General features: G+C 71.4%; 15 protein-coding genes. 5 read left to right on the top strand and 10 right to left on the bottom strand.

Features of this window, described 5'->3' with window-relative positions; translation table 11 throughout:
* Position 1 precedes the first annotated feature (1 nt).
* Positions 2–268, top strand: coding sequence for a YciI family protein (locus MZC64_RS20770; RefSeq protein WP_247758704.1), 267 nt, complete (start codon positions 2–4; stop codon positions 266–268).
* Here the strand turns inward: MZC64_RS20770 and MZC64_RS20765 are convergent.
* Together MZC64_RS20765 and MZC64_RS20760 are read right to left on the bottom strand one after the other, a co-directional pair.
* A complete protein-coding gene (locus MZC64_RS20765) occupies positions 258–1079 on the bottom strand; it encodes a hypothetical protein (RefSeq protein WP_247758705.1) in 822 nt (273 codons plus the stop codon). The two genes, MZC64_RS20770 and MZC64_RS20765, sit on opposite strands and share 11 nt — an antisense overlap.
* Positions 1080–1184: 105 nt before the next feature.
* Positions 1185–2000 carry a hypothetical protein gene (locus MZC64_RS20760; protein WP_247758706.1) on the bottom strand — a complete coding sequence of 272 codons (816 nt, stop codon included), beginning with the start codon at positions 1998–2000 and terminating at the stop codon, positions 1185–1187.
* A gap of 352 nt (positions 2001–2352) precedes the next feature.
* On the opposite strand from MZC64_RS20760, the gene MZC64_RS20755 reads away from it, so the two are divergent.
* Complete coding sequence (locus tag MZC64_RS20755) at positions 2353–4950, top strand: glycoside hydrolase family 97 catalytic domain-containing protein (RefSeq protein WP_247758900.1); 2598 nt, start codon at positions 2353–2355, stop codon at positions 4948–4950.
* Positions 4951–5014: 64 nt separating this feature from the next.
* Here MZC64_RS20755 and MZC64_RS20750 read toward each other — a convergent pair whose 3' ends face one another.
* The gene (locus MZC64_RS20750) at positions 5015–6256 is read right to left on the bottom strand and encodes a cytochrome P450 (protein WP_247758707.1); all 1242 of its coding nucleotides are present in this window, start codon (positions 6254–6256) and stop codon (positions 5015–5017) included.
* Positions 6257–6447: 191 nt separating this feature from the next.
* On the opposite strand from MZC64_RS20750, the gene MZC64_RS20745 reads away from it, so the two are divergent.
* Positions 6448–9183, top strand: coding sequence for a hypothetical protein (locus MZC64_RS20745; protein ID WP_247758708.1), 2736 nt, complete (start codon positions 6448–6450; stop codon positions 9181–9183).
* Here MZC64_RS20745 and MZC64_RS20740 read toward each other — a convergent pair.
* From MZC64_RS20740 to MZC64_RS20720, 5 genes are read right to left on the bottom strand one after another with little or no spacing between them, the layout of a single operon-like run.
* Positions 9144–10361, bottom strand: coding sequence for a CehA/McbA family metallohydrolase (locus tag MZC64_RS20740; protein WP_247758709.1), 1218 nt, complete (start codon positions 10359–10361; stop codon positions 9144–9146). The genes MZC64_RS20745 and MZC64_RS20740 overlap by 40 nt on opposite strands.
* Positions 10358–11443 (bottom strand): ABC transporter ATP-binding protein, encoded by a 1086-nt coding sequence (locus MZC64_RS20735; RefSeq protein ID WP_247758710.1) that lies wholly within the window; start codon positions 11441–11443, stop codon positions 10358–10360. The genes MZC64_RS20740 and MZC64_RS20735 overlap by 4 nt, the downstream gene beginning before the upstream one ends.
* Positions 11443–12264: a carbohydrate ABC transporter permease gene (locus MZC64_RS20730; RefSeq protein WP_247758711.1), complete on the bottom strand. Its 822-nt coding sequence runs from the start codon at positions 12262–12264 to the stop codon at positions 11443–11445. The genes MZC64_RS20735 and MZC64_RS20730 overlap by 1 nt, the downstream gene beginning before the upstream one ends.
* Positions 12261–13199 (bottom strand): carbohydrate ABC transporter permease, encoded by a 939-nt coding sequence (locus MZC64_RS20725; protein ID WP_247758712.1) that lies wholly within the window; start codon positions 13197–13199, stop codon positions 12261–12263. Before MZC64_RS20725 ends, MZC64_RS20730 begins: the two co-directional genes overlap by 4 nt.
* Positions 13183–14571 carry an extracellular solute-binding protein gene (locus tag MZC64_RS20720; protein ID WP_247758713.1) on the bottom strand — a complete coding sequence of 463 codons (1389 nt, stop codon included), beginning with the start codon at positions 14569–14571 and terminating at the stop codon, positions 13183–13185. The genes MZC64_RS20725 and MZC64_RS20720 overlap by 17 nt, the downstream gene beginning before the upstream one ends.
* A 156-nt stretch (positions 14572–14727) precedes the next feature.
* Between MZC64_RS20720 and MZC64_RS20715 the strand changes: the two genes are divergently transcribed.
* Complete coding sequence (locus MZC64_RS20715; protein ID WP_247758714.1) at positions 14728–15807, top strand: AsnC family protein; 1080 nt, start codon at positions 14728–14730, stop codon at positions 15805–15807.
* Between the two features lie 5 nt (positions 15808–15812).
* Here MZC64_RS20715 and MZC64_RS20710 read toward each other — a convergent pair whose 3' ends face one another.
* A complete protein-coding gene (locus MZC64_RS20710; RefSeq protein WP_247758715.1) occupies positions 15813–17102 on the bottom strand; it encodes an amidohydrolase family protein in 1290 nt (429 codons plus the stop codon).
* A gap of 88 nt (positions 17103–17190) precedes the next feature.
* Here MZC64_RS20710 and MZC64_RS20705 point away from each other — a divergent pair, with 88 nt between their 5' ends.
* Entirely contained in the window at positions 17191–17769 is a 579-nt protein-coding gene (locus MZC64_RS20705) for a TetR/AcrR family transcriptional regulator (protein ID WP_247758716.1), read from the top strand.
* On the opposite strand, the gene MZC64_RS20700 is transcribed toward MZC64_RS20705, so the two are convergent.
* The gene (locus MZC64_RS20700; RefSeq protein ID WP_308301041.1) at positions 17766–19238 is read right to left on the bottom strand and encodes a PLP-dependent aminotransferase family protein; all 1473 of its coding nucleotides are present in this window, start codon (positions 19236–19238) and stop codon (positions 17766–17768) included. The genes MZC64_RS20705 and MZC64_RS20700 overlap by 4 nt on opposite strands.
* Positions 19239–19248: the final 10 nt, after the last annotated feature.

The following is a 19248-nucleotide window of genomic DNA, read 5'->3' as shown; positions in this document are numbered from 1 at the left end:
CATGATCGTGGTCGAACTCGTCTTCACCGATGACCCGCGCCGCCTGGCCGCCCGGCCCGCGCACCGCGCCCGCCTGACCGAGTTGCGGGCGGCGGGTGTGCTGGTGCTGGCCGGACCGTGGGCGGATGACTCCGGCGCCCTGCTGCTCTTCGACTGCGACGCGGCGGCGTTGTCCGAGATCCTGGCGGCCGATCCCTACTACCGCACGCCCGGGGTCACCATCCGGATCCGCCGCGAATACCGTCCTTTGTGGACACTCACATCGTGACCCGGGCGTTCTTGATCAGCTGCGGCCGGGCCGCCATCCGCCGTTCCAGGATCGCGGCGAATGCCTCGGGATCCTTGAGCGGGAACAGGATCGTGCCCTTGCGCCCCTGCACCGCCATGACCCGTCCCGGCGGCAGTGCCGCTCCCCCGCTGCCGTCCGGCTTGCCCAGCGCCCGCGGGGACGGCGTGCTGTCCCGGGTGACCGCGCCCACGGTGACCTGCTCGATCTGCTTGAGCAGCAAGGACACCTCCTCGCCGGAGCCGCCCTGCTTCCAGCGCAGTTCGGTCAGTTCCAGGCGCAGCTCGCCGGCGATCCCGTTGAGTTCGCCGAAAAGCACGAATCCGCACTCGCCGAGATCCGGGGAGAACGGCCGCAGGAAGCTGCGCCGGGCGCGACCGGCGAGCACCCCGGACAGGGTGGGCAGCAGCACGCACAGGGTCAGCACCAGCGGCCACACCCACCACTGGATCGGCGACCAGTAGCCGGTCGCGGGCAGCATCGCGAAGCAGACCAGCGCGGTGAGCCAGAACGCCCGGCGGGCCCAGGCGGTCGGGGTGAGCCACCACTCCGGTTTGCGGGTCAGTCCCCACACGTAACCGCACAGCGGACCGCCGGTGATGATCACCAGACCGACCGCGGAGTCGACCCGGATGCTGAATCCGAAGATCACCAGCGTCACCACCAGGGCGGCGGCAAAGCCTGGGATGATCACGTAACCGAGCACGAGCAGGGGGTGGGCACGCAGCCAGCGCAGGCGCAGCTCGGCCTCGCTGGCCTCGATGGACGGGCCGGGCGGCTTGGTGGAGATCACGGCATGGGTTTACCAAACCCGGCCGATCGGCGCGTCCGGAACGGCCAACTTGGCGTACCACAACGGCCAACACGCGGGGTGCTTGGTGGGTTCCACTGTGGACGTTCAGGTGGCCAGGTGGTGGGTGAGCTGGACGCGGGCGGCCATGCGTCTGCGCAGGATCTCGGCTACGGCCTCCGGGTGCTGGACCGGGAAGAGGACCAGGCCCTGGCGGTTGGTCACCGCCAGCAGCGGGCCGGGTGGCAGGTCCGCGCCGTCGCTGCCGTCCAGCCTGCTCAGCGCGCCGCGCACGGACCTGGTCTCCTGGTTGGGGTCGGCCACCTCGACCTGCTTGATCTGCTGGAACGGCAGCGTGATCTGGTGGCCGGTGCCCGCCAGGTGCCAGCGCAGTTCGGTCAGCTCCAGCCAGACCTGGCCGGACATGCCGTTGAGGTCGAAGTGCAGCACAAACCCGGTTTCGCCGAGGTCGGGAGTCAGTGGGAGGCCGAAGGTGCGGCGGGCCAGGCGGGCCAAGGCCGAGGACGAGACGGGCAGGATCAGGCACAGGCTCGCCACCAGCGGCCACACCCACCACTGGGTGGGGTTCCAGTAGCCGGTGGCCGGGACCAGCGCGAAGCAGACCAGCACGGTGAGCCAGAACGCCCGGCGGGGCCAGGCCAGCGGGGTCAGCCACCACTCCGGTCCGCGGGTCAGCGTCCAGCCGAAAACGGCCAGTGGAAGGCCGCAGAGGAACAACAGGCCGAACAGTCCGTGCATCGCCACGGTCAGCCCGAAGATCATCAGCGTGAGTACCAGGGCGGCCGCGAAGCCTGGGATGAGCACGTAGGCGACCAGGAGCAGCGGCTGGGCACGCAGCCAGCGCAGGCGCAACTCGGCCGCGCTGGTCGGCAGGGACGGACCGGGCGGCGTCGCGGGGATCACGGCATGGGTTTACCAAACCTGGCCGATTCCCGCGTCCCGGAACGGCCAACGTGACCTACCAGGACTCTGTCGGCGAATTCGCCTTGGCGTGCCGATCTTCCGGCGAGTTGGGCCAACTGGTACGCCGGTTTTGCCCAAGCGGGCGTACCAGTTGGCCCAAGTGGTACGGGGGTGCGGATCACGCCGCCGATTCGCCAACGTGGCGTACGAGAACGGCCAACGCTCCGGGAGGGGTGGTGTCCAAGAACGGCCAACACGGCGATCTGGGGAGCTGGCAGAGTGGCTGGGAGCCTTCTACCTGGGAGAACCGTTGCTGCGATTAGGTCGACGATGGTCCGGTGGGTTGGTCGCGGTGCTCGCCGCGGTGGCGGCGGGCGGGGTGCCCGCGCTGGCGGCGGAGGAGAGCCGGAGTGTCGCGGTACGCGGGCCGGACGCGGGGATCACCGCGAAGGTGGACTTCGGCGCCGCGGACGGCTCGGTGCTGTTGTCGGTGCAGCGGAACGGGCGGGAGCTGATCCTGCCCTCGCCGCTGGGCCTGCGCACCGAACGGGTCGACCTGACCCGCGGGTTGCGGCTGGTCAGCCAGACGCAGCGGGCGGTGACCGAGCGGTACCGGATGACCACCGGCAAACGCCTGGACCGGGTGGCCAGGATGACCGAGACCCGGTTCTCCTTGCGGGGCAACGGCGATGCCGCGATGGACCTGGTGTTGCGGGTGGCCGAGGACGGCGTCGCCTACCGGTATGTGGTGCCGGGCGAGGAGATCGTGCTCGGCGAAACCTCCGCGTTCACCCTGCCCACGGACTCGCCCGCCTGGCTGATGCCGTACAACCCGCAGCACGAGAACCGGCGGCAACGGACCACCGCGGGCGGCGCGCCCGCCGGGATCTTCGGCAACCCCTCGCTGTTCCAGGTGGGCGCGGACTACGTGCTGCTGACCGAGGCCGGGGTGGACGGGCGGTACGCAGGCAGCCGGTTGGCACACGCGGCCGGATCCAGCACCTACGCGGTGGAACTGGCCGATCCGCGGGTGCGGCTGGGCGCGGGCACGCCGACGCCGTGGCGGACCGCGATCATCGGCGACCTCGGCGCGGTGACCGAGTCCACGCTGGTGGACGACCTGGCCGACCCGGCGCGGTTCAGCGACACCTCCTGGATCAAGCCGGGCAAGGTGGCCTGGTCCTGGCTGAGTGAGCACGCCAGTCCGTCGAACTTCGCCCGGCAGAAGGAGTACGTGGACTTCGCCGCGCGCAACGGCTGGCCGTACGTGCTGGTCGATGAGGGCTGGAGCCCGCAGTGGGTGCCGGAGCTAACCCGGTACGCGCGGGCCCGCAACGTGGACATCCTGCTCTGGTACCACTGGCAGCGCCTCGATACCCAGCAGGAACGGGACACCGAGTTCGCACGGGTGACCGGCTGGGGCGTCAAGGGCGTGAAGATCGACTTCATGGAGTCGGACTCGCAGTCCCGCTACCAGTGGTACGACCAGGCTCTGGCCGATACCGCCCGGCACCGGCTGATGGTCAACTTCCACGGTTCGACCATCCCGCACGGCCTGGCCCGCACCTGGCCGCACGTGATGACCATGGAGGCCGTGCACGGCGCGGAACAGCTGCCCCAGCCCACCGACAACCCGGTGCACCCGTTCGCGCGCAACGTGGTCGGCTCGATGGACTTCACCCCGGTGTCCCTGGAGGTGGGCCCGCGGACCTCGACCATCGCGCACGAGATCGCGCTGCCAGTGGTGTTCGAGTCAGGCTGGCAGCACTTCGCGGATAAACCCGAGGCGTACCAGCGCTTCCCGCGCGCACTGCGGTTCCTGGACCAGGTGCCGACGGTGTGGGACGAGACCCGGTTCCGCAGTGGCTACCCGGGTCAGGACGCGGTGCTGGCCCGGCGCAGCGGCGACCGCTGGTTCTTCGGCGGCATCGCCACCGGCGACCCGGCCACGCTGACCGCGAGTCTGGACCTGCTGGGGCCGGGCCGCTGGCTGGTCGAGGTGGTCCGGGACGCGCCGGGCGGCCGCGGCGATGTGCTGGTGGACACCGCGGTGCGCACGTCCAGGGACCGGCTGTCGGTGGACGTGCCGCGCAACGGCGGGTTCGCCGCGATCGCCTGCCCGGCCACCGCCGGTCGCACCACCTGTCACCAGCCGGTCCCGCAGCCGCCGCTAACCCGGCTGGCGATCAACCCTACCGATGCCGGTGATGTGGTGGCGGGCAACAGTTTCGAGGTCACCGCCGAGTTCACTGTGGACAGTCCGCGGACTCTGCGGGAGGTCGAGCTGCGGGCGAGCGCGCCCGCGGGCTTCACGGTGAGCGGACCGGCGGTGACCGCCGCCCGGCTGGGGCAGGGCGGGCAGTTGCGTGGCCGGTGGCGGGTCACCGTTGGGGCGGAAGCGAAGTTCGGGCCGGTGGAGTTGCCGGTGTTCGCCGAGTTCACCGATCCGGCGTTGCCGCCGGGGCGGCAACGGATGCATGTGGCGCAGGCGGTCCGGGCCGCGGTGGCGCTGACCGGGCAGCCGTGGGTGAGTGAACTGCCGTTCACCGCGGAGAGCAACGGCTGGGGCCCGGTCGAACGGGACCGGTCCAACAACGACTCCGCCGGTGGCGACGGAAACCCGTTGCGGATCAACGGGATCAGCTACGCCAAGGGGCTCGGGGCGCACGCGCCGAGTGAGGTCTCGGTGCACCTGGGCGGCCGGTGCACCCGGTTCACCGCCTTGGTCGGACTGGATGACGAGACCACCTCACCAGGCAGCGCGGCCTTCCACGTGCTCACCGATGGTGTCCTCCGGCAGGAGACCGGGGTGCTGCGGACCGGGCAGGCCGCGACCCCGCTGTCGGTGGAGCTGACCGGGGCGCGCACGCTGACACTGCGGGTCAGCGACGGCGGTGATGGCCGGAACTTCGACCACGCCGACTGGGTCAACGCCCGGCTGTCCTGCTGAGTGTCCACAGGGGACGGTGGCGCGTCCTCGGGACACGCCACCGTCTTCTGTGGTGGGTTGCGGTTCAGCCGTTCGGTCGTACCGGCAGCTCGACCAGCGAGCGGATCAGCACACTGCTGCGGTAGTTCAGCTCCGCCGCGGGCACCGCCAGCGAGACCTCCGGGAAGCGGGCCAGCAGACCGCCGATCGCGGTGACCGCCTCCAGCCGGGCCAGCGGCGCGCCCACGCAGTAGTGGATGCCGTGCCCGAAGCCGAAGTGACCGCCCAGCACCCGGTCCAGGTCCAGCTCGTCGGCGTTCTCGAACTTGTTGCTGTCCCGGTTGGCCGAGCCCAGACCCACCAGCAGCAGCTGGTCGGCGGGCACGGTCACCTCGCCAAGGGTCAGCGGCTCGGTGGTCATCCGGATGGTGCCGGTGATCACCGGGCCGTCGTAGCGGAGCAGCTCCTCGATCGCGTTGTGGATGCGCTCGGGCTTGGCCTTCAGCTCGGCCAGCTGCTCGGGATGGGTGAGCAGCGCGCGCACCCCGTTGCCGATCAGGTTCGCCGTGGTCTCGTGCCCGGCCACCAGCAGCAGGAACGCCATCGCGACCAGCTCGCCCTGGGTCAGCGAATCGTCGTCGTCGCTGGCCTGGATCAGGTCGGAGAGCAGGTCGTCGGTGGGCGTGACCCGCTTGGTCTCGATCAGCTGGACCAGGTAGGCGGCCAGGTCCTGGCTGTCCTTGGCCTGCTCCTGCGGGTCGTTGGAGTTGCCCAGCAACGAGTTGGACCAGCGGCGGAAGTCGGCCTGGTCCTGCTCGGGCACGCCGAGCAGCTCGCAGATCACGGTGACCGGCAGCGGGAAGGCCATCGTCTCCATCAGATCGACCACCTCACCCCCGGCGGCCACCTGGTCCAGCAGCTCGGTGGTGATCTGCTCGATCCGCGGCCGCAACTGCTCCACCCGGCGCGGGGTGAATGCCTTGGCCACCAGCTTGCGCAGCCGGGTGTGCTGCGGCGGGTCGCTGTTGAGCATGTGCCCGCCCAGCGCCTCGGCGAACTGCGGCGCGCCCTCCGGCGCGGTTTTGGTGATCAGCGCGCGCAGCCGGGCGGAGTCCTTGCTGACCGCAGGGGAGGTCAGCGCCACCTTCACGTCCTCGTAGCGGGTGACCACCCACATGTCGAAGGAGCGGTTGGGCAGCGAGGTCTTGTGCACGGGCAACTGCTGACGCAGCTTCGCGTAGATCGGGTACGGATCCCGCATGTACGTCTGATCGAACATAGCCAGATCCGGCAGCGGCTCGGCCGCCGCGGCGGTGTCGTTGACCATTCCGGTGCTCTCCCCAAATCCGTCCCGGATTCACATACGTCACCGTATTGTGAACATCGTTAACTCAACGATTTCCGACCCTACTCCGCTCCCAGCCTCGGACAATGTCACCCGTTCAGAGCAACGTGCCGAAGGTCGGGAAAGTTCCCAACGGTATACACATAACCATCGTGGCTCACTAACGTGTGACCGTGCCTACGACGCCACAGCGCCGCCTCGTCCATGTCGTCCCGCACACGCACTGGGATCGCGAATGGTACGAGCCGTTCCAGCGCTTCCGGTTGCGGCTGGTGGACTTACTCGACGAGGTGCTGCCCAGGCTGGCGGCCGATCCGGAGCTGCGCTTCACCCTGGACGGCCAGACCGCCGCGGTGGACGACTACCTGGAGATCCGGCCCGAGGCATTCGACCAGGTCCGGGATCTGGTGCGGCGCGGCCAGCTCGCGGTCGGGCCGTGGCGGGTGCTCGCGGACTCCTTCCTGTGCTCCGGGGAGAACCTGGTGCGCAACCTGGAGATCGGCCTGGCCCGGGCGGCGGAACTGGGTGGCGCGATGCCGGTGGCCTACCTGCCGGACCAGTTCGGGCACGCCGCCCAGTTGCCGCAGGTGTTGCGCGGCTTCGGTTTCCGTCAGGCATGCCTGTGGCGCGGCGTTCCGTCCATTGTGGACAGCAATGGGTTCGCCTGGGTGGCCCCGGACGGGTCCGCGGTACGCACCGAGTACCTGCCCGGCGGCTACGGCAACGCGGCCGTGCTGTTCAGCGATCGCGACGCCACCCAGGGCCGGGCCGAGGACTTCGCCGAGCGGATGACGGCGTGGTTCGGCGCGGACGAGGTGCTGGCCATGTACGGCGCGGATCACGGCGGGCCGCTGCCCTCGCTGACCGAACAGGTGCGCGCGGTCAGCGCCGCCGACTCGCCGGTCATGCTGCGGCTGGCCACCCTGACCGAGGCGCTCGCCGACCGGGACCTGTCCGCCGAACTCCTTGAGGTGCACGGCGAACTGCGCAGTCACGCCAGGGCGAACCTGCTGCCAGGCGTGCTCTCGGTGCGGGCCCCGGTGAAGCAGGCCATGGCCGCGGCCGAGCGGATGGTGCAGCGTTACGCCGAACCCCTTGCCGCACTGTGGTTCCCGGCCGCGGCCCGCCCGTTCGCGGAGATGGCCTGGCAGCGCCTGGTGGACGCCTCCTGCCACGATTCGGTCACCGGCTGCGGCGCGGACAGCACCGCGGCGCAGGTGGCGGGCCGGATCGCGGAGGCCGAGCAGCTCGGTTCGGCGGTGCGGGACCGGGTGGTGGACGCCCTCGCCGCCCGGGTGCCCGGGGACGCGGTGCTGGTGCTGAACCCGAGTCCGTGGCCACGCCAGGACCTGGTGCGGTGTTCACCGGTGGCTGAGGAAGCGTGGGCGGCGGTGGAGTTCGAGCTGCCGGACGGGCGCCGGGTGCCGGCCCAGGAGGTGGACCGGCCCGAGCGGGTGCTGGTGTCGGCGGAGTTCCCGGCCGCGGAGATCGCGGAAGCGGTGCGGCGGCGGACCTTCGGGCAGGTGATGTACGACCGGGCGGTGCGGCAGGCCGTGATCGGGGCCGGCGTGGTGGAGTTCTCGGTGGGGCGACTGGGGAATCCGGCCTACGACCTAGAGCGGTTCGCCACGGAACTGGCGGCCCGGTCCGGGGAACATCCGGTGTGGGAACTGCGGGTGGTGGACGAGCCACGGCGGGAACTCCTGGCCGTGATTCCGGTGCCACCGCTGGGCTGGACCGGGATCCGGGCGGTCGAAGCCACCGCGTCGGCCGACGCGCCGGTGTCCCTTGTGGACGGTGTGCTGAGCAACGGCCTGGTCTCGGTCTCCGTGCTGGACGACGGCACCCTGCGGATCACCGGCGCGGACGGCTCCCTGCTCGACGGGGTCGGCCGGATCTGCGATGGCGGCGACGCCGGGGACAGCTACAACTACGGCCCGCCGGTGGCCGATCTGCTGGTGCACGAGCCGGTGGCGATCCTGGTCTGCCCGGACGCGCCAGGACCTCTGCTCGGCGGGTACACCGTGTACCGCACTTATGAATGGCCGATCGGGCTGCACGACGCGGCCGGGTCGGCGCGGGCGGCGAAAGCGGCCGCGACCGAGGTGTCCATGGCGGTGGAACTACGCGCCGGGGAGCCGTTTGTCCGGGTGGAGATCCGGTTCGAGAACCGCAGCCGGGACCACCGGGTGCGCTGGCATCTGCCGGTGGGCGAGGTGGCCGGATCACGGGCCGAGGGACAGTTCGGCGTGGTGGCACGGGGGTTGCGCAATGAGGGCGGCAACGGCGAGGCGCCACTGCCCACCTTCCCGGCCTCGGGCTTCGTCGCGGCCGGGCAGGCCACCGTGTTGCTGGAGCAGGCCACCGAGTACGAGATCACCGGCGGTGAGCTGGCGCTGACCCTGCTGCGTTCGGTGGGCGCGATCAGCCGGAACCTGCACCCGTTGCGGGCCGAACCGGCCGGGCCGACCACGCCGATCCCCGGGGCACAGGAACTGGGCTGGCGCACCGCCCGGTTCGGCATCGCGGTCGGCGCCCGATCAGTCGCCGAGACGATGGACCTGGTGGAGCGGTTCACCCTGCCCCTGGTCAGCGCGCCGGGCACCGGCGAGCCCGGACACCTGGGTGACGCGGTGGGCCTGGCGGTCGAGGGTGCGGTGGTCAGCGGGGTGCGGGAACGCGAAGGCGAGCTGGAGGTGCGCCTGGTCGCCTACTCCGACAAGCCCGTGCCGACCGTGCTGCGCTGGCCCGGCCTGGCCACCGCGCGGGTGACCGACCTGGCCGGGAACGTGGTGGGAAAACTGGATGTGGTGGCTGACTCGGTGGAGTTAGTGTTGCGGGGCTGGGAGATCGCGACGATCCGGCTGGGTCAGGGGTTGCCGCAGAGGGTGATCATGCCGCCCTCGTGATCGGTGAGCACGTGACCGCCCGGACCGGCGGCGGGCAGCCTGCCCTCGGTCCGGGCCTCACACCGGCTGCCGTCCGGGCCGTACAGCAGCGCCCCTGACGCGCCGACCAGCATCAGATCGCCGTCCACCGGCAGCAGCACCGGGGCGTCCGGGTTGGCGCTGATCGCGGTGCGGCCGGCGCGCAACGCGTCCAGGGCGGCCTTGGCCAGTTCGCCGGGCCCGTAGGCGTTCTCGTCCACGGCCAGCCAGGTGGTCGGGTTGCCGGGTTCGGCGTCCGCGCCGCGGCCGTGGAAGTCGCTGCCGCCCACCGGGGTGACGTGCATGCCCCAGGACCGCCAGAAGGCCAGGGGGCCACCCCAGGTCCGGCTCCACCAGCTGGAGTGCCAGATCTCGGCCAGTGGCGGGCGGACCGGCATCGGGTCGCGCCAGGAGCAGTCGCCGGAAAGCGGGTGGTTGATGGACAGCAGTCCGCCGCGTTCCTCCACAGTGGACAGCCATTCGGCCGGGGGCCTGCGGAAGTCGATCCAGCCGATGTCGCCGAAGGCGTTGGCGTGCCCCGAATCGGTGGTGACCTCCTGCCCGGGGATCAGCGCGATGCCGTACCGGTCCCCGACCTCGGCCAGTTCGGCGTGGTGCGCGACCGTGTTGTGATCGGTGACCGCCAGCGCGGACAGGCCCCTAGAAACCGCCAGTGCGGCCAGCTCCGGCACGGTCAGTTTGCCGTCGGAATGCAGGGTGTGCGAGTGCAGGTCCGCCGGGATCCAGCGCAGGCCCGCGGTGGCCGGCAACTGCCGCACCGGCCGCGGCGCCGGGGCGAGCGGAGCCGGCGGCGCGACCTCGACGAAAGCCGGGCCGAGGGTCACCTCGACCTGGGCGTGCGCGCCCTCCGGCGGGATCCGGTGCAGGCCAAGGACAACCCGCCACTCCCCCGGTTCCGGTTCGCCGGGCAGGTAGCCGGGGGTGGCGGTCTCGGCGGTGATGGCGAAGCGGCGGCGGGCCGATCCGGACCAGCCACGCCAGCCCGCCGGACCGGCACAGCCGATGTCCAGGATGGCCGGGTCGGCGTAGGTCAGCTCGACCGTGATGCCCGCACAGCCAGCCGGGACCTCGAACGGCAGTTCCAGCCACCGGTTCGCGGACCGCTGCTCGCGGGTGATCAGTCCACTGTGGATGATCATGCGGGCACCGGTTCCGGGCCCAGCAAAGAACCTTCGGCGTCGAAGAGCAGCAGCCTGCCGGGTTCGGGGACCGCGGTGACGGTGCTGCCGATGGGAGGTTCGTCCTGTTCCGGCACGGTGACGCCGACCAGCACGCCGCCCGCGCAGTCCAGGGACACCAGGGAACTCACCCCGAGGTTTTCCACCGTCGACACCACGCCAGTGATCCCGCCGGCTGTGCCTTGGGGGGCGAGCCGGAGGTACTCGGGGCGGATGCCCGCCGTGACCTTGTCGCCGTCGGACACGGCCAGACCCAGGGGCCGACCCAGCCTCGCATCTGCCACCTCCACCTCGTCCTCGACGACCACCGCGTCGAGCAGGTTCATCGGGGTGGACCCGATGAAGTTCGCCACGAACACACTCGCCGGCCGCTGGAACACCTCACGCGGGCTGCCCAGCTGCCGGATCTTGCCGGATTCCATCACCGCGATCCGGTCGGCCAGGGCTAGCGCCTCGGCCTGGTCGTGGGTGACGAAAACCGTGGTGATGCCCAGTTCCCGTTGCAGTCGCTTGAGGAAGGTGCGTGCCTCCAGCCGCAGCCGGGCGTCCAGATTGGACAGTGGCTCGTCCAGCAGCAGCACCTCGGCGCCCATCGCGATGGCGCGGGCCAGCGCGACCCGTTGCTGCTGGCCGCCGGAGAGCTGGGCGGGGCGGCGTTCCAGGAGTCCGGCCAGGCTCAGCCCGGCCGAGGTGGACTCGGCGACCTCGCGTTGCGCGGCCTTGCTCTGCCCGCGCACCCGCAGCGGGTAGCCGATGTTCTCCGCCACGGTCATGTGCGGGAACAGCGCGTAGTCCTGGAACACCATGGCCACCCCGCGTTTGCCGGGATCGACCGCGGTGACGTTGTTCGCACCGATGGTGATGGTGCCCGCGTTGGACTGCTCCAGGCCCGCGATGGTGCGCAGCAGCGTGGTCTTGCCACAGCCGGAAGGACCGAGCAACGCGAAGAACTCACCGTCGGCGATGTGCAGATCGAGATCGTCCACCGCGCGGACCCCGTTCGGGTACACAGTGGACAGTGCGGTGATGTCGATACCGGCCATCAGCTCTTGATCCCTCCGTGGAAGCGGAACCCGTAGCGTTTGCTGACGATCAGGTACAGCAGCACCACCGGTATCGAGTACAGCAGTGAGAACACCGGGATCACGGTGAGGTTGGCGCTGCCGCCCTCGTCCTGCAGGGTGCGCAGCAGCACCGCGGCCGGCTGCGCCTCGACCTCGCGCAGCAGCAGGAACGGCAGCAGGAAGTTGCCCCAGGCGTTGACGAAGGCCCACACCAGGATGGTCGCGATACCGGGCCGGGCCACCGGCAGCACCACGTGCCGCAGCACCTGGCCTGGCGAGGCGCCGAAGACCCTGGCCGATTCCTCGTAGGAGCGCGGCACCGAGTCCATGAAGTCCTTGAGGATGAAGATGGCCGCGGGCAGCATGCCGCCGGCGATCACCAGCGCGGTGCCGTACTGGGAGTTGATCAGGCCGAGCTGGAACATCATCACGAAGATCGGCACCATCGCGGCGGTGCCGGTGACCACGCTGGAGAGCAGCAACAGCAGGTACAGCAACAGGTCCCGGCCGGGAATGCGCACCCGGGAGAGCGCGTAGGCGGCCAGCGCGGCGCACACCGTGGTCACGACGGTGGCGATCCCGCACAGCAGCAACGAGTTCAGCAGCGAGGTGAGCGCGTACGGGTGCTCCAGGGTCTTGCCGATGTTGTCCAGGGTCCACTCCGGCCAGCGCAGGCCGAGGCCGGGTTTGGCGTCGAAGGGCGCGCTGGCCAGCCACAGCATCGGCACCGCGAAGAAGAACAGCACCGCCGCGATCAGCGTGTAGAAACCGATCCGGCGCACCAGGAACTTCACGCTCATGAGCGCCTCCGCAGCAGTCGCAGGTACAGCCCGGCCACCACCAGGTTGGCCACCAGCAGCAGCAACGAGATCGCCGAGGCGTAACCGAGTTGCCCGCCCTCCAGTGCCTGCCGGTAGATGAACACCGGCAACGTCTCCGAGGCGTGGTTGGGGCCGCCGGCGGTGAGCAGGAACGGGGTGAAGTCGTTGGCGGTCCACAGGCTGATCAGCAGCGTGTTGGTCAGCACGTGCCCGCGGATGTGCGGGAACACCACGTCCCGCACGGTCTGCCAGCCGCTGGCGCCGACCAGTTTCGCGGTCTCCAGCTGCGAGGGCGGCACCGCGGCCAGCGCCGAGGAGTAGAGCAGCATGGAGAACGCGGTGCCGCGCCAGATGTTGAACAGGATGATCGAGATCAGCGGATACTGCACCAGCCAGGCGGTGCCCTCGTTGCCCAGCAACAGGTTCAGCGTGCCGCCGTCCCGGTCCAGCACGGCGAACCAGAGGAAGGCGACCACCGTGCTGGGCAGGATCCAGGCCAGCAGCACCAGGCTCTCGGTGAGCCTGCGCAGCCAGGGCCGGGCCCCGCGCAGCAGCCAGGCCAGGCCGAAGCCGAGCAGGTTCTGCCCGATCACCGCGGAGCCGAGCACGAACAGCACGGTCAGCCACAGCGAGTTGCGGAACAGCGTGTCACCCAGCGCGTTGAGGAAGTTGTCGATGCCGATGACCTGTGGGTTGGCCGCGGCCGGGCCGGTGAGCTGGTAGTCGGTGATGCCGATGTAGAGCGTCCACAGCGCGGGGAACACCAGGAACAGCGCGATCAAGGCCAGTGCGGGCAGCACGAACCCGATCGCGCGGCCCACGCCGAGCCCGGCCACGTCGGCGATCCCGCCCTTCCGCGCCGGAGTGTCCACAGTGGACTCCGCCGCGGGGGTGAGGTCAACCGGCGTCGACATTGGACTCGCCGACGATCTTGGACAGCGCGGCCCGGTAGTTGGACAGCGCCTCGGGCACGCTGCGCCCGGCGATGACGTCGGCGGTGGCCTGTTGCAGGGCCGCGGACACCCGCGGGTACCCGGCCACCGGCGGCCGGTACTGGGTGACCGGCAGCACCTCGCGGGCCACATAGGACAGCATCGGGTCGCCGGCGAGCACCTGGTCGTTGACATCGGCGCGGGCGGTGACCTGCGCGCCGCCGCCCATCCGCGCCTTGATCGACTCGGCGGAGTTCATGAACTGCAGCAGCTCCCAGGCCTGCCGCGGGTACTGGGTGGCCGGGTTGACCACGTTGACCGCGCCGCCGGACATGCTCACGAAGTCCCGCCCGCCCACGCCGGGCTGCCTCGCCGGGATCTTGGCCCAGCCGACGACCTGGTCCCGGTCGGCCATCTTGGCCACGCCGCGGGTCGGTTCGACCACCCCGCGCCACAGGTAGTCGCTCTCGATCATGATGCCGAGCTTGCCCTCGGCGAACTGGGCGAAGGACTTGTCCCGGCCCTTGGCCTCCTGCTGGGTCAGCGGATCGCCGAGGCCCTCGCGGTAGACCTTGGCGTAGAACTCCAGCACCTCGCCCATGGCCGGACCGGCCTGCCACTTCCCGTCCCGGTACAGCGGCTTCCCGGCACTGGCCAGCATCGGCAGCACGCCCTGCATGGTGGTCGCCTCACCCATCGCGGTGCCCGCGTTGACCTGCAACGGGGTCACTCCGGGCAGCTTTTTCAGCACCGCGGCCGCGTCCAGGAGGTCGGTCCAGCTCTTCGGCTGCCAGTCCGTGGGCAGTCCGGCCTGGGCGAACAGCTTCTTGTTGAAGAAGAGCACCCGGCCGTCGGTGCCGTCCGGGATGCCGTAGCGCCGGTCGCCGAAGCTGCCCAGGCCCTGCACGGACCTGGGGATCTGCGCCCAGCCCTCCCAGGCGTCCACCCGGTCCTTGCCGAGCAGGTCGTCGAGGGGTTTGAGCTGGCCGGCCTCGGCGAACTCGCCGACCCAGATGCCGTCGATGGTGAGCACGTCCGCGCCGCCGCCGGTCTTGAGGTCCAGCGCGACCTTGGTCTTGTAGTCCTCATCGCCCGCGCCGTTGCCCTCGAACTTCACCGTGACGGTGACGCCCTTGGCCTTCTGCGCCTCGGTGAACTTGGGGATCACCCACTCGGTGACCCAGGCGGCGCGGGCGGCGTTCTTGCCGCCGACCACGGAGTTGCCGGTGATGGTGAGCGTCAGCTCCTTCGCGTCGGCGTTGCGGGCGGTGTCGGTCTGCTGGGGGCTGCCGAGACATCCGGCGAGCAAGCCCAGTGACGCGACCACAACAAGCGGAGTCGCGAGCTTGCGCATCCGCCACCTCCTCGGAGCCGGTGGTTCACCTGGCTGATCTACGTGGGGTGAAATAGTCACCAGACCGGGTGGAAGATGACAAGGGTCACATCTCGGGTTTTTCCGTCGGTGGGTGCGCCCCGACGGTGATCGCGGGGACGGGGTAGGTTTTTGTCCGTGGTGTCGCCCGATCCCGTGGACATGCGCCTGCTCGCCCTGCTGGCCGAGTCAGGGCGCGCGGCTCCCGTGCACGAGATCGCGGCCAGGGCCGGTCTGGATCCGCGGGAGGCCGCCTCCCGGCTGGTGGCGTTGTCGGCCAGCGGGTTGCCGCTGATCGTCGGCGTGGAGTTCGATCCGAACGGCCTGCGTGGCGCGCTGGCCGCGGCCGGGGCGTGGACCGGTTTCCCGCCTGCCGCACCGCCGCAGCCCGCCGTGCCACCGCCCGCGCCGATGTACGGCCCCGCCGGGTACGGCGTGCCGAACGGACCCGGTCCGGCCTACGGCACCCCCAGCGGCCCCTACCCGGCGCACGGCACCCCCAGTGGCCCCTACGGCACGCCGAGCGGCCCGTACCCAGGTCCACACGGGACACCCAGCGGTCCGTACGGCACCCCGAGCGGCCCGTACCCGGCGCAGCAGCCGGGGAATCGCACCGGCGCCTACCCGCCGCCGCCCCCGGCCTACCCGCCCAGCGGCGGTTTCCCGGCCCAGCCGCCCGTCGCCCAGCCGTTCCCGGCCGCCGCCGCGGATCCGATGAGCACCTGGGGCCCGCCGCAGTCGGCGGCCTGGGCCCGCGGCGACCAGCCGACGGTGACCACCGCCCCGGCGGCGAACAGCCGCACCGGCGTGGTCGGCGGCGCGCTGGAAACCGAGGGCCAGGAAGGCGAACGCCTGGTCATCCAGCTGGTCGAGGTGGTCGATCCGGCCGACTTCCTGTTCACCGCGGCCGGCTACCGGCTGCAAGAGGGCGAACGTTCGGTGGTGGTGCACACCGAGCTGCACAACCGCGGCCCGGTGCCCTTCGCCTCGCTGCCGGACCTGTACCTGGTGCTGGTCACCGACGACGGGCAGCACATCTCCAAGGCCCCGGTGGCACTGTCCTCCCGGCCGCCGCACCGGATCGGCGTGGCGCCGGGCGAGACCGCGGGCGGGCACACGGTGTACGTGCTGCCGGAGGCGTTGCGGCTCACCCACATCCGGTGGAGCCCGCATCCCGGCGATGAGGCGCACAGCCTGACCTGGGCGATCGAGGACTGACCGGCTCAGGGCCTGCGGTCGATCCGGAAACCGTTGCGCCAGACCGCGGCGATGCCGGGCAGCGCGGTGATGTCCTCGGTCGGATCACCCTCGACGAGCACCAGGTCCGCGCGCAGGCCGGGTTTGATCCGGCCGCGGTCGCGCAGCCCGAAGTGCCGGGCAGGCGCCGAGGTGGCCGCGGTGAGCGCGGCGATCGGGGTGAGTCCCGCCTGGACCAGCAGCTCCAGCTCGAACAGCAGGCCGATCGCGTTGGGCAGGCCCGGATTGGCGCCGTCCGTCCCGGCCAGGATCGGCACGCCTGCCTTGGCCAGGGCCCGGATGTTGAAGTTCAGCGCGTCCAGGTCCGGCTTGTCACCGGGGAAGTCCTTCGGGAACCGGCGATCGGCGAACACCCGCTGCTTCTCGGAAAGGTATGGCGTGACCCGGGGATCGGTGTAGCGCCGGTGGTATTCGGGCTGGTTGAGCAGCGAGTGGAAGATGGCCAGGGTGCTGGTGACGAACGCGCCGGAGCGACCGGCCAGCCACAGCTCCTCCCGGTTCAGCCCGCGGTCCTGCGGGGTGTGGATCAGTCCGTTCACCCCGGCCCGCAGCAGCCAGCGGGCGTCCGCGGCCATGGACACGTGCGCCAGGCTGAGCACACCGCGCTCCCGGGCGCGCCGGATGATCGCGCTGCCCTGCTCCGGGGAGATCGTCGGCCAGGGGTCGCTGGTCACCATCGGCTCGACCACGAACTTGATGTAGTCCGAGCCCTCGGCCAGCCGGTCGTCGACGTGCTGAGCCGGTGACATCCCCGGCCGCAGCCAGGGAAAGTCCTTCGGCAGGCCCAGCTGCGAACCGTGGCCGCCGGGCACGGTGATCATGGCTCCGGCGCTCCACAGATCGGCCGCCGCGGTGGCCCGGTCGGACTGCCGGGCGGCCACGTAGTCACCGAGGTCGGCCCGCAGCCGGGGGATGAGGTTGAACATGTCCAGCTCGGTGGTGACGCCGAACCGCGGTGAATCCGACCGCGGGATCCCGTGGTCGTGGATGTGCGCGTCGATCAGTCCTGGCAGCAGGGTCCGGCCGCGGCCGTCGACCTCCTCCAGTCCGGCGGCCGGGGCCGGGGTGCGGGTGACGCTGACGATCCGGCCGCCCGCGCAGACCACCGTCCGGCCGTCCAGGACCCGCTCGCCGTCGAAGACCCGGGCGCCCCGGATCGCGAAGGCGGCGCGGGCCGGGTCGGCGGCGGCCGGTACCGCCAGCGCGGCGGCCCCCGCCCCCGCGACCGCGGCCTTGAGCAACGTTCGTCGTCCCACCGTGCACATAACCCCTCCGATACAGTTGACTCGCTATCGATTCGAACGTATCAGAGTCGGCTATGCTGACGGGGTGGAGAACCTGACCGTGCCTGACGCACGCCGGCACGCCATCGGCGCCGCCCTGCTCCGGATCGTGGCCAGGGATGGCCTGGACGGCGTCAGCCTGCGCGCGGTGGCCACCGAGGCCGAGACCTCGCTGGGCATGGTGCAACGACAGTTCGCGGACAAGGACGAGCTGCTGTTGTCCGCCCTCCGGCAGACCGGCGCGGCCACCGCCGAGCGGATCCGGCGGATCCCGAAGCGGGCCCCGGTGCTGGACACGCTGCGCCGGATCGCCGACGAGCTGCTGCCCCTGGACGAGCAGCGGATCATCGAGGCGCGGGTGTACTACGCCTTCACCGCGAAAGCCATGACCCGCACCGATTTCGCGCTGCTGGTCCAGGCCCAGGACGCGGAGTTCCAGGCGATCCTGACGGCCAGTTTCCGGGCCGCCGAGGAGTCCGGCGAGATCCCGCCCGGCCAGGACCACGCCGCCCTGGCCCGCCTGTTCAGCTCGGCCCTCGACGGGGTGAGCCTGGCCCTGCTCACCCGCGCACCGGACTCCCCCGCCGCCGGCATCGTGGCCGGGCTGGACGCGGTGCTGGCGCTGATCACCCGGCCCTAGACCACCGGCCGGGTGCCGCCGTCGGCCGGGCCGTGCCTGCGCAGTTCGGTCCAGGCCCGCTCCAGGCGGTCCACCAGTTCGTCCAGCACCGGTTCCGGGAAGGTGAACGGCAGCCGGATGTAGTGGTCGTGCCCGCCGTCGGGGTCCATCGCCGCGCCGGGCACCACCTCCACCCCGTGCCGCAACGCGACCTGGGCGAACACCGCGGCGTCCACCCCGGGCAGCGCGATCCACAGCGCCGATCCGGCCCTCGGTTCCCGCCACCGCCACTCCGGCAGCCGGGTGCGCACCAGTCCACTGAGGTGGCGCAGGCGCTGCCGCAGGGTCACCGCGCGGGCCTGGGCGATCTCGGGCAGCCGGGGCAGCAGGCGGGCGGCCAGGGCCTGGTCCAGCAGTGGACTGCCCATGTCGGCCAGCACCTTGGCCCTGGCGATCCGGTCGATGATGCCGCGCGGGCCGCGCACCCAGCCGATCCGCAGCCCGGCCCACACCGGTTTGGCCAGTGAGCCCACGCTGAGCACCTCCACCGAGGGGTGCGCGAAGGCGGCCACCGGCGGCGGCAACGGGTCGCCGTGCCCGGCGGTGACATAGGCGTTGTCCTCCAGCACCGCGAACCCGTGTTCCCTGGCCAGTTCGGTGATCCGGGCCCGGCGGCCTGCCGAGGTGAGCACGCCGGTCGGGTTGTGGAAGGTGGGCATCAGGTACACCAGATCCGGCCGGTGCCGGGCGGCCGCGGCGGCCAGCAGATCGGGGCGCGGGCCGTCCTCGTCGATCGGCACCCCCACCACGGTGGCGCCGCCGGCCCGCAGGATGTCCACCGAGCCGGGCCAGCCGGGCGATTCGACCAGCACCGTGGCGCCCCGGTCCAGGTACAGCCCGGCGACCAGCGCGATGGCCTGGTGCGCGCCGGTGGTCACCACGATCTCCGCGGCGGTGCTGGGCAGGCCGAGCCCGGTCAGGTGGGTGGCGATGGCCTCGCGCAACGCGGGCAGGCCACGCGGGTGATAGCCGCCGTCGGCCAGCAGCGCGGGCAGGTCGGCCTCGACCAGTTCGCGCAGGGCCCCGGCCAGTTCGGGCACGGCCGGTTCGATGGCCTGGGCCAGCGAAATGGTCTGGCCGGGCCGGTCCACCAGCAGGTCCAGCATCGGGCCGGACCGCCCGCCGCGCACCCGCCCGTCCGGCCGGACCCTGGCGGTGGTGTGCGGGCTGACCGTGGTGCCGCTGCCCCGCCGGCTGTGCAGCACGCCCTGCTCGCGCAGCCGGTCGTAGGCGGCCACCACGGTGGCCCGGCTGACCGCCAGCGCGCCGGCCAGTCCGCGTTCGGCTGGCAGCCGGGCGCCGCGCGGCAGCGTGCTCTCGGCCACCAGGTCGCTGATCGCCGCGGCCAGCCGCTGGTACCTCGGCCCGCGCCGGCCAGTCCAGTCACCCAGCAGCCGGACCAGTTCGGCTGGATCGGCGAAACGGTCCACTTCCGCCTCC

The sequence above is a fragment of the Crossiella sp. S99.2 genome, from assembly GCF_023094165.1.
Classification (GTDB): Bacteria; Actinomycetota; Actinomycetes; order Mycobacteriales; family Pseudonocardiaceae; genus Crossiella.
The sequence above is the reverse complement of the archived record's forward strand: the minus strand, read 5'-3'. Positions and strand labels throughout refer to the sequence as shown.